At 66.2% G+C, this 13,881-nt stretch carries 10 protein-coding genes; 3 read left to right on the forward strand and 7 right to left on the reverse strand.

Annotated features, from left to right (window positions below; all coding sequences use genetic code 11):
• The first annotated feature begins 242 nt into the window (after positions 1-242).
• Complete coding sequence (locus MHZ35_RS03035) at positions 243-794, forward strand: hypothetical protein (RefSeq protein WP_239434313.1); 552 nt, start codon at positions 243-245, stop codon at positions 792-794.
• Positions 795-841: 47 nt separating this feature from the next.
• Here MHZ35_RS03035 and MHZ35_RS03040 read toward each other — a convergent pair whose 3' ends face one another.
• Genes MHZ35_RS03040 through MHZ35_RS03070 form a run of 7 tightly spaced genes read right to left on the reverse strand, consistent with a single transcriptional unit; the run spans position 842 to position 9,472 of the window.
• Positions 842-1,996 (reverse strand): MFS transporter, encoded by a 1,155-nt coding sequence (locus tag MHZ35_RS03040; protein WP_239434314.1) that lies wholly within the window; start codon positions 1,994-1,996, stop codon positions 842-844.
• A 41-nt stretch (positions 1,997-2,037) separates the two neighbouring features.
• The gene (locus tag MHZ35_RS03045; protein WP_239434316.1) at positions 2,038-3,354 is read right to left on the reverse strand and encodes an MFS transporter; all 1,317 of its coding nucleotides are present in this window, start codon (positions 3,352-3,354) and stop codon (positions 2,038-2,040) included.
• A gap of 47 nt (positions 3,355-3,401) precedes the next feature.
• A complete protein-coding gene (locus tag MHZ35_RS18125; RefSeq protein ID WP_239434317.1) occupies positions 3,402-4,559 on the reverse strand; it encodes a Gfo/Idh/MocA family protein in 1,158 nt (385 codons plus the stop codon).
• A gap of 49 nt (positions 4,560-4,608) precedes the next feature.
• Positions 4,609-5,889 carry a Gfo/Idh/MocA family protein gene (locus tag MHZ35_RS03055; protein WP_239434318.1) on the reverse strand — a complete coding sequence of 427 codons (1,281 nt, stop codon included), beginning with the start codon at positions 5,887-5,889 and terminating at the stop codon, positions 4,609-4,611.
• Entirely contained in the window at positions 5,886-6,725 is an 840-nt protein-coding gene (locus MHZ35_RS03060) for an FAD:protein FMN transferase (protein WP_239434319.1), read from the reverse strand. Before MHZ35_RS03060 ends, MHZ35_RS03055 begins: the two co-directional genes overlap by 4 nt.
• 4 nt (positions 6,726-6,729) lie before the next feature.
• Positions 6,730-8,040 carry a Gfo/Idh/MocA family protein gene (locus MHZ35_RS03065; protein WP_239434320.1) on the reverse strand — a complete coding sequence of 437 codons (1,311 nt, stop codon included), beginning with the start codon at positions 8,038-8,040 and terminating at the stop codon, positions 6,730-6,732.
• 16 nt (positions 8,041-8,056) lie between these two features.
• A complete protein-coding gene (locus tag MHZ35_RS03070; protein WP_239434321.1) occupies positions 8,057-9,472 on the reverse strand; it encodes a 3-keto-disaccharide hydrolase in 1,416 nt (471 codons plus the stop codon).
• Between the two features lie 222 nt (positions 9,473-9,694).
• Between MHZ35_RS03070 and MHZ35_RS03075 the strand changes: the two genes are divergently transcribed.
• Positions 9,695-10,438, forward strand: coding sequence for a FadR/GntR family transcriptional regulator (locus tag MHZ35_RS03075; RefSeq protein ID WP_132883701.1), 744 nt, complete (start codon positions 9,695-9,697; stop codon positions 10,436-10,438).
• Positions 10,439-10,642: 204 nt separating this feature from the next.
• On the forward strand, positions 10,643-13,702 hold the full coding sequence (locus MHZ35_RS03080; protein WP_239434323.1) for a TonB-dependent receptor: 3,060 nt from the start codon (positions 10,643-10,645) through the stop codon (positions 13,700-13,702).
• Positions 13,703-13,881 lie beyond the last annotated feature (179 nt).

Consider the following 13,881-nt stretch of genomic DNA (forward strand, 5'->3'; position numbering starts at 1 on the left):
GGCGGACCGGATCCGACGATCACAAGCTTGGGCGGTTGATTGCGGCACCGGCCTCTCCCCTGCCTCTTGATGGGCGTGCGCTTTGGTAAGCGGTGTCAGAAGGGGATGCAAGGTGCGTGAACGATCGCACGCCGACTGCCGTTCGTGGCACTTCACCCGGGTAAAGTGCCATTCGTGGTCAAAACATGGTGGGTGCGCAACGGGGATTCACATCGGAGCTGCTGTGTGCTTGGAATGTTCCCATGTTCCAGCCCGATCTCTTCGCGGTTCCCGTGGCTCAAGAGCCGGCAGCGCCGGTGCCCGCGCGGTCCATGGACCTGCCTGCCGTCCTCGAACGCCTGTCCACCTTGTGCGAGCGTCCCCGCTACAGCTTCATGGTGCTGAACCTGATCGCCCAGGCGAGCGCCCAGACCGGTTCGGCCGGTCCTTTCGTGCGGGAAGGCAATCGTCGCGTGCCGGTGCGCGATTGGCTGTGCGACGCGTTGATGCCGGTGGCCCAGCGGGATCCGCGGCGGCGCGCGATCGCCGGCAGGGTACGTGCGGAACTGCAGGCCAAGCGCGCCTTGCCCGCCGACCCGGCAGAGGCGGAGGCCGTGATCGAGAGCCAGGTGCGCAAGCGCGTGCGTCAGTCGGGCCGTACCAACGTCAGTCGGGCGGTGTCGGAGCTCGTGCGCGCTGGGCTCGTCCGGCGACATTACGAGGGCTATCGCGTCGACCACCACAACCGCGGTGCACAGCGGCAGGCAGTGTATACGGTGACGGAGGAGGCCCGGAGTGCGCTCCGGCAGGGCTGAGGAGGCGCAGGAGTTCGCCGGTCGACGACGGCCTCGCCGCGGGCGTGTCACCACGTCACCCGCTCTGCTTCGTGCCTCCGCCCGGCAGTTTGAAGGCTTATGGTGACCCACAGGCCGACGAGCGCGCAAAGGGCCGCTGCGGCGAAGGGAAGGGCGTAGTTCGAGCATGCGGCGATCGCGCCCGCGAGCGGACCTGCTGCGCACAGCGCGCCATCGACGAACAGTGCAAAGGTGCCGATCGCCGTTCCGCGACTTTGCGGCGGCACCTGTTCGATCACGATGACGCCCAGCGCGGGGAAGATCATCGCAAAGCCGAAGCCCGTGATCGCGGCACCGGCAACGGCAATCCCGGGGCTGGCGGACAGGTACAGAAGCGCCAGGCCCGCCGCCTCGACCGCAAGGAAGCGGGCTGCGCTCCGCAGTCCACTGCGGGCTTCGAGGCGTGCGGCAAAGAGCATCCGCGAGGCGACAAAACCGCCGCCAAAGGCGGAAAGGGCCATCCAGCCATCCGGCCATCCGGCCGCCGCAAAGAAGAGGGTGACGAATGCGGTCACCACTCCGAACCCGATTGTCGCCAGGGCGAGCACCGCCCCGAGCGGAAACACGCGCGCGAAAACGCTCCGTATCGGCATGCGAACCGCCTCTGGAGCGCGCATGGCCGGCTGGACCAGCGCGAGTGCGCAGCCGGCGATGCCGATCGACGTCAGGGCCGTACCGATCAGCACCAGGCCGCCGAGATCGCTGAGGACTACGCCCAGCGGGGCACCTGCCGCGATCGCTGCATAGGTGGCGATGCCGTTCCAAGAGATCATCCGCGCGGCCTGTGGAGCACCGATGCGGGCGATCCCCCATAGCATCGCGCTGGTGCTGACCAGGCTTTCGCCTGCTCCCAGCAGAAGCCGGCCGGCCAGCATCACGGCCAGTGCCGCGGCGGGTGAGGGGAACTGCAGGGCGGCGACGGTGGCGATGCCCGCGCCTGCGCAGCACAGGCACCCCAGCACGACACCTCGGCGGGGACCTGAGCGATCGATCATCGGCCCCACCAGCAGGCGGCTGGCTACCGTTGCCAGGTACTGGGCCGAGACAAGGAGCCCCCCGACCATCGGACCGAACCCGAGATCCAGCGCCCAGCCCGGCAGCACTGCGAGGGGAAGCCCGACCGCCAGATAGGCAAGGGCGGTGTAGCCGGCACACAGAAGCATTCCCGGTCCACGACACCCGCCGGTCACATCGCCGCCCCGGCTCACACCACAGCCGGACCGGGCCCGGTTTCCGCGCCGGCTTCGGCTTCGCCGATCCGCGGCAGGAGCAGATGGAGGATCAGGAGCGCGATCAGGTAGGCGCTGCTCGCCCAGACGAACACCGGCCAATAGGATCCAAAGGACTCCAGCGCGTGGCCGACATATTGCGCCATGATCATGCCGCCGATCGCCCCCGCAGCACCGCCGATCCCCATGACGGATGCGACAGAGCCGCGCGGCACCGTGTCCGACACCACGGCGTAGAGGTTGGAGGACCATCCCTGATGCGCCGCCGCGGCAAGACCCAGGATCGCGACGGCACTCCAAAGATTGGAAGCGCCCGTGGCGAAGAGGATCGGGATCACGCACAGCGCACAGCCCAGCAGCGCGAGCTTACGCGCGGCGTTGACCCCGAACCCCCGCTTCATCAGTGCGGACGACAGCCAGCCGCCGCCGACGCTGCCCGCGTCGGCCAGCAGATAGATCGCGATCAGTGGGGGGCCGAACGTCTTCAGATCGAGCTGATATTGCTTCGATAGGAAGTCCGGCAGCCAGAACAGGAAGAGATACCAGACCGGATCGGTCAGGAACTTGGCTATGGCGAACGCCCAGGTCGGACGCTGCCCGAAGAGGCGGCCCCAAGGCACGCGGGCCTGCGGCTCTGTGGCGGCGTCGGCTTCGATGTAGGCGAGCTCGGATGCGCTCACCCGAGGGTGCGCGGCAGGCTGCCGATAGTAGCGGAGCCACGCGACGAGCCACAGGAAGCCGATGAGCCCGGTCACCACAAAGGCTGCCTCCCAGCCGAAGTGGATGGTCAGCAGCGGCACTATGATCGGCGTGGCGATCGCGCCGACATTGGCTCCGGCATTGAGGATGCCTGCCGCAAGCGCGCGCTCGTGGCGCGGAAACCACTCGGCGACCGTCTTGATCGCCGCAGGGAAGTTCGCGGCCTCGCCCAGGCCAAGGAGGAACCGCGCGCCGGAAAAGCCGAGCGGCGTGCGCACCAGGGCGTGCAGCATCGCTGCCAAGCTCCAGAGCCCGATCGCGCCCGCATAGCCCAGCCGCGTGCCGATACGGTCGATCACCGGCCCGCACGCAAGCAGCCCGAGTCCGTAGGCAGCCTGGAACCAGAACACGATGTTGCCGTAGTCGACCTCGCTCCAGCCGAGCTCAACCTCTAGAGTGGGCTTCAGGATGCCGATGATCTGGCGATCCACATAGTTGATGGTCGTGGCCAGGAACAGCAGCGCGCAGATGATCCAGCGGACGTTGGTGGCAGGACGGGCAAGCGCGGGAGCGGGAGCTTTTTGCAACACCATCTTCTGCCTTCTTCCTGTAGTGCCGGCGAAACCGCGGGATCGGGTGCTCAGGCGCTGGTGGCGCGGGTCGCCTTTGCCTGTGCGGTCAGCACCAGTTCGGCTGCCAGAAGCGCCCCTTCCTGGTCCTGCGCGACGGACGTGCGCTCGACGATGTCGGTGATGAACTGCGGGCCAAACGGAAGCGGCACCTTGGAACAGTCGAGATAGCGCGTGCCCTTGCGGTCGGCCAGGAACAGGTGGTTGCCGCCGGGCCGTCCCTCGATGTCCACGTATTTTCGCAGCTCGATATAGCCTTCGGTGCCCAGGATGAAGAGACGCCCGTCGCCCCAGGTCGGCAGGCCGTCGGGCGTGAACCAGTCGACGCGGACATAGCCGGTGCCGCCGTCGCCATGCAGCACCATGTCGCCGAAGTCCTGGAACTGCGGATATTCGGGATGGGCGAAGTTGCCGACCTGGGACGCGACGACCTCGGCGCGTTTGGTACCGGTCAGATAGACGAACTGGTCTGCCTGGTGGCTGCCGATGTCGGTCAGGATGCCGCCGTTCCGCTCGGTGTCCCAGAACCATTTCGGCCGGTTCGGCGCCCCCAGCCGGTGCGGCGCGAGGTTCACGGTCTGGAGGACGCGACCGATGGCGCCGTCATGCACCAGCTGCCCGGCTTGTACGGCAGCGGGCACCTCCAGCCGTTCGGAATACATGATCCCGAACTTTTTGCCCGTTTCCTTGATCGCGGCGCGTACCTGGGCGAGTTGCTCCAGCGTGACGACCGCGGCCTTGTCGCCGAGGAAGTCCTTGCCGGCGCGCATCGCCTTGATGCCGAGCGGCGCGCGCAGGCCGGGGACCGCGGCGCTGCAGACCAGCTTGATCCGCCGGTCTTCGATGATCTCGTCTTCCGAACGGGCGAGCTTCGCGCCGGGGTAGCGCTTCTGGAAGGTCGCGACCTGCTCCGGCACGGCCGAATAGAAGCTGGTCAGCACCCCGCCGCCGCGGATCATCGCGTCGGTGATGGCGTAGATGTGGCCGTGATCCATGCCGATGACGCCGAATGGCACGCGATACTTGGCCTCCGGCGCCGGGCGCGCGGGCGCCCCCTCCGTCGGAGCGTCCCCGCGCGCCGCGGACTGTGCGAGCGCATCGGCAGCAAGGCCGGAAAGGCCGGCGGCAGCAGCGAGGCCGAGAAGGGTGCGGCGGTCTGTGTGGGTCACGGCGAGTCCTTGGGCAGAGGGGAAGTCTGGCAACAGAGGGTGGGCAGGATCAGACGTCAACCAGGCCGGTCGGCCAAGGCATTGCCTGACCGCGGTCCATCGCCTGTTCGCCGAGCAGCGAGGCGACGCTTGCCTGATATGCCTGTGCGAGCAGGCCCGGCAGCGGCCTGCCGGAACGGACCGCTTCGCCGAAGCCCTCGAACTGGAGCATGGTCTCGTCATATTCGCCCCAGCCCAGGGACTCGCCTGGCGTGGTGACGGGCAGCTCCGGAAACCAGGTGGCCCCTCCGATCGGCACGGTTCGCTTGTGCCCGCGCGCCACGTCCTGGCGCATGCGCTGGAGTGCGAGCACCTTCGGCGGCACCTCGGCATAGATGCGGCCGAGTTCGGGCTCGATCGTACCCTTGCTTCCCTGGATCTGCTCCTCGCAGCCGTAGCGCGCATTGTTCAGCAACGAGGTGTAGATGAACTTCCGCCCGCCGCTGTATTCATAGATCAGCGCGACATGGTCATAGACCTCCCGCCCGTCCTTCCAGAAGCAGATGCTGCCAGACCCGATGACGCGGGTCGGCATGCCGTCCAGGAACCAGTTGCCGACCTGTAGCTGGTGCGTGGCGAGCTCCGTCATCAGCCCCGCGGAGCTGTCGCGATACAGCCGCCAGTTGACGTGGCGGTCGTCGGCTCCGGCGGGGACCGGCCGGCGCCAGCTATTGTTGCGGTGCCAGCTGGCGCGGATCTGGGTGACCGTGCCGATCTCGCCCGCCTTCACACGCTTCAAGGCGTTCAAATAGGTGGGGTGGAACATGCGCTGATGGCCGATCTGCAGCACCTTGCCCGCCGCCTTGGACCTGCTGACCATCGCTCCGCAGTCCGCGATCGTCCGGGCCATCGCCTTCTCGCACCAGACGTGCAGCCCGGCATCGAAGCCATCGATGGTGTGGCGCGCGTGCAGGTCGAGCGGCGTGGCGATCACCAGCGCGTCCAGCCCACCTGCGTCGAGCATGGCACGATGATCGGTGAAAGCTGGCACGCTTGCGCCGGCGATCTCGCGACCCTTGGCCAAGTTGGGAGCATAGACGTCGCACACCGCGGCAACAGTGCAGTTGCGGGTCTTTGCAATGTTGCGCATCAGCGCGCGCCCGCGATCGCCGGTGCCGATCACGCCGAGCCGGACGCGATTGCCCGCGCCGGCTAAAGCTGACCCGCCGGAGGCGGCGTTCGCAGCAGAGACGGCCCAGGGTGCGGCACCTGCGACTCCCGCGGCGGCGGTGGCCGCCAGCACGCGATCCAGGAACGACCGACGCGTGAGATCAAAGCTTTGGTCGGTCATGCAGCGAAGGTCCTTGTGCGCTGTGGTGAATCGATCGGGCCGAGGTCGAAGCGGAAGCACGACCGCCCGTGAAGAAGGCGTTCCGCCGCATCCTCATCGGCGGCGACCAGCGCGGTGCTCATGATCTCGGCGCGGGTGCCGTTGGACTCCACCGCCACCGCACAAAGCGGCGCACCGACGGGGACGCGGGTATGCGGCCGGATGATCGCGGCGCGTTCCGGCGCTCGTGTGCCTGCGCCCACGGTCGCCGAGATCGAAAGCGCTTCGTCGGCAAGCTCCAGCGCCAGCAGCTCGACCCCAGGATCCTCCGGATGCGGGATCGCGAACGGCCAGCCTCCGCCCAGCGGGTGCTCGCCCAGCACCGCAATCGAGCTCTCGCCCAAGGTAAGGAGCGCGGAAGTCACCCCGGCTTCGCGGAGCACCCTCGTCGCGCGGTCGAGCGCGATCCCCTTGCCCAATCCGCCGAAGTCGAGCGCCAGAGGCCGGTCTGCCCTGACCCGGCGCGCATGCCGGTCGAAAGCGACCATGGTCCATGTCGTGCCCGTGCGGACGTCTGCTGCGATGTCGAACAAGCCCGCCGTCTCGGCATGGCCGTCCGCCGCGGCCTCCAGGGCATCGAACAGCAGCGCGTCGTCGACGGGGGCGGAGCGGCCCGACAGCAGCGCTTCGTTCAGGGCCGTGGCGGGCGAGGGGCGGTGGATCGTGAGCGCGTCATCTACCGCCTCGATCGCGCGCCGGGCGGCGGCGAGCGCGTCATCCCCGCCGCCGTCGAAGCGATGAAGCTCGACGCGCGTTCCCATCGCCGCGAAGCGCACGACGCCGGGCTCGATTGTCACCGGCTCAGGCCTTCAGTTCCCATCCCGGCTCATAGTCGACCGCCCACAGCTTCATCGCCTCGGCGTTCGAGGGGCGGCCCGTCGCTCCCTCCACGGTCAGCGCCCGGTTGGTGCGATAGGCCATGTTGCCGAGGTGACAGATGGTGGTGCTGATGTGCGCCTCTTCGATGGGCGAGTTCAGCGACGCTGCCTTGCCGCGGATCACGTCCACGAGATTGCCCGCGTGGTAGACGTCCAGCACGCCTTCGCCCACGGTGCCGGTCGTCTCTGATGTCGCCGCGGCGCTAACGGCGCGGGTCTGCTTGCCTTCGCGATCGTAGATCTCGAACCCGTTCCGGTCGACCACGGCCGATCCCTTGGTACCGAGCAGCAGCACGCCGCGACCGCGGCCGAAGCGCGGCATCGCATTTCCGCTTTGCCCGTCCCAGCGGATCATGCGGTCGCCCTCATAGGCGAGGTCGAGCGCCATTGTATCGTACATTTCCCAGTCGTCGTTGGTGAAGAACTGGCGCGATCCACGCGCGGCCACCTCCTTGGGATAGGCGAGGCCCATCAGCCAGCGCGCGACGTCGATCTCGTGCATGGCGTTGTTGCAGATCTCTCCCGTTCCGTACTGCCACACCCAGTGCCAGTTGTAGGGAACGAGATTGGACCGGTACGCCGCGCGCGGCCGCGGACCTTGCCACAAGTCCCAATCGAGGTTGGCAGGGGGCGGGACCGGCTGGCCACGGCCGATCGGCTTGCGCGCGATGCTGTACCATGCTTGCGCCTCATAGACATGGCCGAGTTCGCCGGCCTTGATCCGCTCTGCGAGCTGCCGCGTCTCGGGACTGGAACGCTGCTGGTTCCCGATTTGCAGCTTGCGTCCGGTGCGCTTCTGGACTGCGATCATCGCCTCGCCCTCTGCGGGAGCGATGCCCACCGGCTTCTCGCAATAGACGTGGTGACCTGCGTCCATGGCGTCGGTGGCGATCTTCACGTGCGAGAAGTCGGGCGTTGCGACGGTGACCACGTCGACGAGCTTGCGGTCGAGCAGGCGTCGGTAATCTCGCTCCGTCTTGACTGGGAACCCGCGCTCGGCAGAGGCCGCGGCGCGTTTCGCCAGGACGGCGCTGTCGCAATCGACGAGGTAGGTGACGGCAACATTCGGCAGTTTGGAAAAGGCGCTCATGTGCGCCTGTCCGCGGCCGTTCACGCCCACGACGGCGACATGGACGCGGTCGTTCGCGCCCTTGATCCGCCCATAGCTGCGCGCCGACATCGCCACTCCCACCGTGGCTCCGGCACCCTTGATCATCGTTCGACGGTCGAGCATCGTTCTTCCCCCCGATCTAGAATTGACGGATCTTGATCGAGCGGAAATCCACCCGGTCGCCGTGGTCCTGCAAAAGGATCGGGCTCTCGGCCCAGGTGCCGAAGCCTTGCTGGCCGGCGAACTTGCTCTGCGCGACCGCTTGGCGGAATTCCGGCGATCCGCGTTCGAACTCGACCATCTTGAAGCCGTTCAGCCAGTGCTCGACATGGTTGCCGCGCACGACGATCACCGCCCGGTTCCACTCGCCCGGCGGGTTGATCCGCTTCCCCGGGTTCGGTGGGTCGAGGAGATTCTTCGGCGCAATCAGGTCGTAGAGGGCGGCGAGGGTGCGATTACCGTCGCGGCCCATCTTGGCATCGGGATGCCGTGCATCGTCCAGAAGCTGATATTCAAGGCCGACCGAACCGGTGCCAGGCGCCACCCGATATTTGATGCCGCTGTTCGCGCCGGGGGTGAGCCGATAGTCGACGGACAATTCGAAGTCGCGGTACGGGGCCGCAGTAGCGAGGTCGCCGCCACCTCCGGTGACCGAAAGGGCTCCGCCGGCGATCGTCCAGCCTTTTGCCGGAAAGCCGCCACCCTTGATGCTGCGCCAGCCCTTGGTGCTGCGGCCGTCCCACAGCAGCGACCAGCCCGCCTTGCGCTCGCCCGGGCTCAGCTGATTGGCGAGCCACCCCTGCTGCTCCAGCGCGTTCTCGGGAAGCGCATAGCGTGCGGGCGCCTGCGTGATCACGCGGATGTTGCGGAAGCGTACTTCCGGCCCTTTCAGCGCCTGCTCCTCGGGGATCGCGTGCACTTGGAAGGCAATGAAGCCCCGTGCGTCCGCGTCGTCGACGATGTCGGCCGCGGGGACGCCATTGACCCAGGTCCGCAGACGGTTACCGATCGCCTCGATCCGGTAGTGGTTCCAGTCGCCGGAGCGGAAGGTCTTGCGGGCGGGATCGTTGCGCCCGAGGCTGTAGAGCCACAGGCGGCGCTGTTCATCGTACAGGCCGCCGCTCCATGCCCGCGCCGACGGATCGATCTCTGCCTGATAGCCGTGCACGACGCCGTTGCGGTAATCGGGCCGGCTCTGGCCGCGCACCATCACCCCCGAGTTGAGCAGCGGATCGGTCTTGGCGTCGAACTCCATGATATAGTCGCCATAGGTGGCGTCGGAGACGAGCCAGCTGTTCGCCTTGCCCGGCGCGGCCCGGCCGATCAGTTCGCCCCCGACCACCGTGTAGCGCGCATTCCCGCCCGTGCTGTGCCAGCCCCTCAAGGCGGCGTCGGGCGTGATGTCGCGCCACGGCTCGACAGTCTCGGCGCGGAGGGAGGCGAGGGGCGGCGCGATGCCGACCAGCATCGCTGCCGTCCAGACGGTTGCTGCCAGCACCGCCTTACCCACGGCGCGACGCGACTTGCTGCTGGACGCGATTGCGCTTCCGCTCATTCCGCCATCATCCTCATCCCCGGACGCGCGTTGGTCGCTGCCACGCGCTTTATGGTCCATGCGTAAAAGGCGGTCCGGCCACATGCAAGAGGCTGTCAGACATTTTAAGGAAGTACTTGTACCGTCAGACCCGCCCAAGGGGTTGACGCAGCGCGACTTCATGCGGGAAGGCCGATGCGGAAGCGGTGTCGGATCGCGAGCAGTTAGAGATCGGGAATGAACATGTCAGGCAACAATGGCGGCAAGCTGTATCGGAAGATCGTGCAGGCCATCATCGCGGACATCGGCGCTGGCGTATTCCCCATCGGATCGCGCCTACCTGCCGAGCGGGACCTCACGGAACGCTTCGGAGTGAGTCGGCCGACCATCCGCGAGGCGATGATCGCGCTGGAGATGCAGGGCTTGGTCGAAGCGCGAAAGGGATCGGGCGTGTTCGTCCTCGCCTCGACGACCGACGAGGCAGGCGAGGAATATGACATTGGCGCATTCGAGATCATCGAGGCTCGCCGCCTTGTAGAGGGGGAAGTCGCGGCGGTGGCGGCTACGGAGATCGACGACGCCCAGCTGGCACAGCTGCGCGCGCTTGTCGCTGAGATGGCGCAGGAGGATGTGGCCGCGGCTGAGGACGCGGACCGCCGCTTTCACATCGGCATCGCCGAGGCGACGGGCAACGCCGTCATCATCTCCGCGGTGACCGATTTCTGGGACCTGCGCTTCCGGTCGCCGCTCGCGCGCGAGGTGCTGCGCAAGGCGGGCAGCCTGGGCACGAAGGAGCGTCTCGAGGAGCACGGTCGCATCCTGCGCGCGCTGGAAGCGCGCAATCCGGCCGAGGCGAGACTCGCCATGCGCGATCATCTGACGCGCGTGATCGACCACCTGCTCCATCTCAACGAAGCCGAGGCGGTCGAGCGCGTCCGTGCCGAGACCGCGCAACGCCGACGCGCCTTTGCACGTCGCGCCGTCTGATCAAGGTCTATGGTTCCGCTAACATTGGTCAGTTGAACCTTACATTCCAGTAAGAGAACTACTGCCGCCAACTGCCCGACCACTTGGCATCTATTGTCATACAGGTTGTGCAGTGTTACCCGACAGCAGGATTGATGCCGGCAATCGGCACATCACTGCCAAGGACGTCCATCAAGGGCGCCGGGTATAACAGGGAGAGGCGGCGTGAGGCTCAACAGCGGCAACAAGAATCGTTTGCTCGTTTCGACCAGTGTTCTCATTCCGCTCCTCACAGCCGCGATCCAGGCGCAGGCACAAACCGCTGCCCCGGGAGTGACGAGCGACATGGGCGTGCCCGAGCCGGGCCAGGCGGACCAAGCGGCGGCTCCCACACAAGCCCCACCGGAGCCAACCGACGGCGCCCCGCAAACCGACATCGTCGTCACGGGATTCCGCGCGTCGCTCAACAGCGCCCTCAACGCGAAGCGCAACGAGACCGCGGCAATCGACAGCATCGTTGCCGAGGACATCGGCAAGTTCCCGGATTCGAACCTGGCCGAGTCCATGCAGCGTATTCCGGGCGTCGCGCTCTCGCGGAGCGACGGCGGCGAGGGGCGCAACATCTCCGTCCGCGGTCTCGGTGCGCAATTCACCCGTGTGCGCATCAACGGCATGGAAGGCGTCTCGCAGGTCAGCGGAAGCGACATTCGCGGCGGCGTCGCGAGCGGGCGCTCATTCGACTTCGTGACTTTCCCGACCGAGATCTTCTCTGCTCTCTCCGTGCGAAAGACGCTGTCTGCCGATGTGGAGGAGGGGTCGCTGGGTGCGACGGTCGATTTGCGTGCGCCGAAGCCGTTCGATCAGCGCGATGACGACCTGGTCCTGACGGGCACCGCCCGCGGCATCTACAACGACATCCGCAAGAAGGTGGATCCGCGCCTCTCCGCGCTGGTTTCAAAGAAGTTCGGCGATACGTTCGGCGTGCTTGGAAGCATCGCCTATTCGAAGCGCCACATCGACGAATACGCCTATTCGGCGGTCGATGTCGTTCCCACGACGGTCTATGGCCTGGCCCAACCGGCCGGCACGGCCAACGCAGGCGTGATCTTCCCGTTCTGCACGCCGGTAGGCTATGTCTATAACGGCGTTCCAACGACCAGCCCGGTGCCCGGCTATACGCAGCCGAACGGCACGCCGATCGGCGCTGACGCCAACAACTGCAGCACCAACAATCCGCGCACCGGCACGGCGGCTGCCTACGACTACATCATGAGCCGTACGGGGGTGAACGGCAAACCAGGCGGCGGCGTGTACCTGCCGCGCCTGCCGCGCCCCGTGAAGAGCAGCCAGAACCAGGAGCGCCTGGCAGGATCGCTGACACTGCAGTGGAAGCCGACTGACAACACCGACATCTCGCTGGACGGACTCTATTCCCGATTCAAGGTTCATCGGCTCGACACCATGTTCGACGCGCGCTCCTTCGGTCGCGCGATCTCGAACAACGGCCAACCGCTCACCTCCGTGCGCGACATCGAAGTCGACGAGAATGGCTCACTAGTCCACGGCCTCTTCGACGGCGTCGATCTGCGCTCGGAGATGCAGGACGAGCGCTTCACCTCCACCTACAAGCAGGTGAACTTCAACTTCGACCATCGCTTTTCGGACACCTTCCGGCTTTTCGGCTTGGCGGGGATCAACCAGTCGGTGCTCGACGTGGACCGCCTGCAGGTGGCGATCGACTCCAACGATACGCGCGACTTCTCGATCGACTTCCGCGACAATCCGGACATTCCCAAGATCACCTATGGGATCGACACGACGAATGCCGCGCTGTTTCAGTACGGCCCGCCGCTCCCTACCGGCGACCAGCGCGGGCAATTGTCGAACTTCATCCGGCGCAACAAGATCACGAGCAAGACCTTCGAGCTGAACGGCGAGTGGGAGGCTGCGTCGCAGTTCACCGTGCAGGTTGGCGGGCAATATCGTACCAACAGCTACACCGCGCGGGAGCGTCAACTCGCCACCAACACGCCGCTCGAACTGCCGACCGGCGTATCCCTCTCAAGCCTCACCTTCGTGACGAGCGGGGTGGGTAAGAACCTCGACGGGCAATTGCAGGACTTCGTTTCGATCGATCCGGACAAGTTCCGCTCGGCAGTCGGTCTGGACGACTATGTCTACTGCAATCTGGAATGCGCCAAGGGAACCTATGGTGGTGTGAAGGAGACCTACGGCTCGGGCTATTTGATGTTCAAGTTCGACACGGAGAACATCCTGCCGTTTACCCTGCGGGGCGATGCCGGTGTCCGCTATGTCCACACCGGGCTGAACACCTATGGTCCGATCACCACCGCGTCGCCCCCCGGCTCGACCTACCCATCGATGTACGTGATTTCCGAGGTTAGCCGCTCCTATGAGGATTGGTTGCCGTCGATCAATCTGGCCCTGAACATCACGCCCGACCTGATCGCGCGCGTCTCGGCAGCGCGGGTGATGTCGCGCCCCTCCTATGGCCAGTTGATCCCCGCCGGTTCCGCCAACCTGGTGATCCAGACGGCCTCCTTCAGCAACCCGTTCCTGGATCCGATCCGCGCCAACACCTTCGACGGCTCGCTCGAATGGTATTTCGCCCCGGGATCCCTGATTTCGATCGCCTATTTCTACAAGAACATCGAAACCTATATCCAGACGACGAGCACCCAGGTTCCCTTCGAGGACATCGGCCTGCCGCTGAGCTTGCTGTCGGGAACGCAGCTGCGGCCGACCGACCTGTTCACCGTCCAGCGCAGCAACAACACCCCCGGCGGTCCGCTGCGCGGCTGGGAAGTGAACGTACAGCTGCCGTTCCGCTTCCTGCCGGGGGCGCTCAGCAACTTCGGGGCGCTGGCGAACTTCACGCGGGTGCGCTCGAACATCGACTACATCATCTCGCCGACCCTCACGCGCACGGCTCCGCTCGTCGGTCTCTCACCGGAAACCGCCAGCGGCACGCTGTACTATGAGGACGAGAAGTTCAGCATCCGCTCTACCGTGAACTATCGGTCGTCGTTCCTCACGGCGGTGCCGAGCGGTTCGGTCGACGCGGACTCGACGTCCAACGCCAGTTCGATCTTTGTGGACGCTTCGGCGTCCTACAACATCAGCGAAAACCTCAAGCTGATCGCGGAAGTCTCGAACATCACCAACGAGACCAACCGGCTGACGGTCGACACCACGCGCCAGGACCCGCTGTACACGGCCTATTTCGGCCGCACCTACGCGCTAGCTGTCAACTTCCAGTTCTGAGCGTTGCACCGTGCGGGGCCGTGTCTCGCAGGAGACACGGCCCTCTTCGGCTTGAAGCTGTTGCCGCCAGTTAGAAAAGACACATTCTCCGCCAGATAGAAATGACACCGCCTCGTGGCAGCGGGGGCAGCGTGGAGCCCCCCAAGCAGCGCAGCGCTGCCCCCGCTGTGGCGCTGCCT

Source organism: Sphingomonas sp. ACRSK (genome assembly GCF_022346685.1).
In the GTDB taxonomy this organism is placed as follows: domain Bacteria; phylum Pseudomonadota; class Alphaproteobacteria; order Sphingomonadales; family Sphingomonadaceae; genus Sphingomonas; species Sphingomonas molluscorum.

What these genes read in the sequence shown, in the direction of transcription:
- MHZ35_RS03040 (WP_239434314.1), bottom strand. Translation starts at nt 1,996, where the DNA reads ATGCTTCTGTGTGCCGGCTACACCGCCCTTGCCTATCTGGCGGTCGGG.
- MHZ35_RS03070 (WP_239434321.1), bottom strand. Translation starts at nt 9,472, where the DNA reads ATGAGCGGAAGCGCAATCGCGTCCAGCAGCAAGTCGCGTCGCGCCGTG.
- MHZ35_RS03045 (WP_239434316.1), bottom strand. Translation starts at nt 3,354, where the DNA reads ATGGTGTTGCAAAAAGCTCCCGCTCCCGCGCTTGCCCGTCCTGCCACC.
- MHZ35_RS03075 (WP_132883701.1), top strand. Translation starts at nt 9,695, where the DNA reads ATGTCAGGCAACAATGGCGGCAAGCTGTATCGGAAGATCGTGCAGGCC.
- MHZ35_RS03055 (WP_239434318.1), bottom strand. Translation starts at nt 5,889, where the DNA reads ATGACCGACCAAAGCTTTGATCTCACGCGTCGGTCGTTCCTGGATCGC.
- MHZ35_RS03035 (WP_239434313.1), top strand. Translation starts at nt 243, where the DNA reads ATGTTCCAGCCCGATCTCTTCGCGGTTCCCGTGGCTCAAGAGCCGGCA.
- MHZ35_RS03065 (WP_239434320.1), bottom strand. Translation starts at nt 8,040, where the DNA reads ATGCTCGACCGTCGAACGATGATCAAGGGTGCCGGAGCCACGGTGGGA.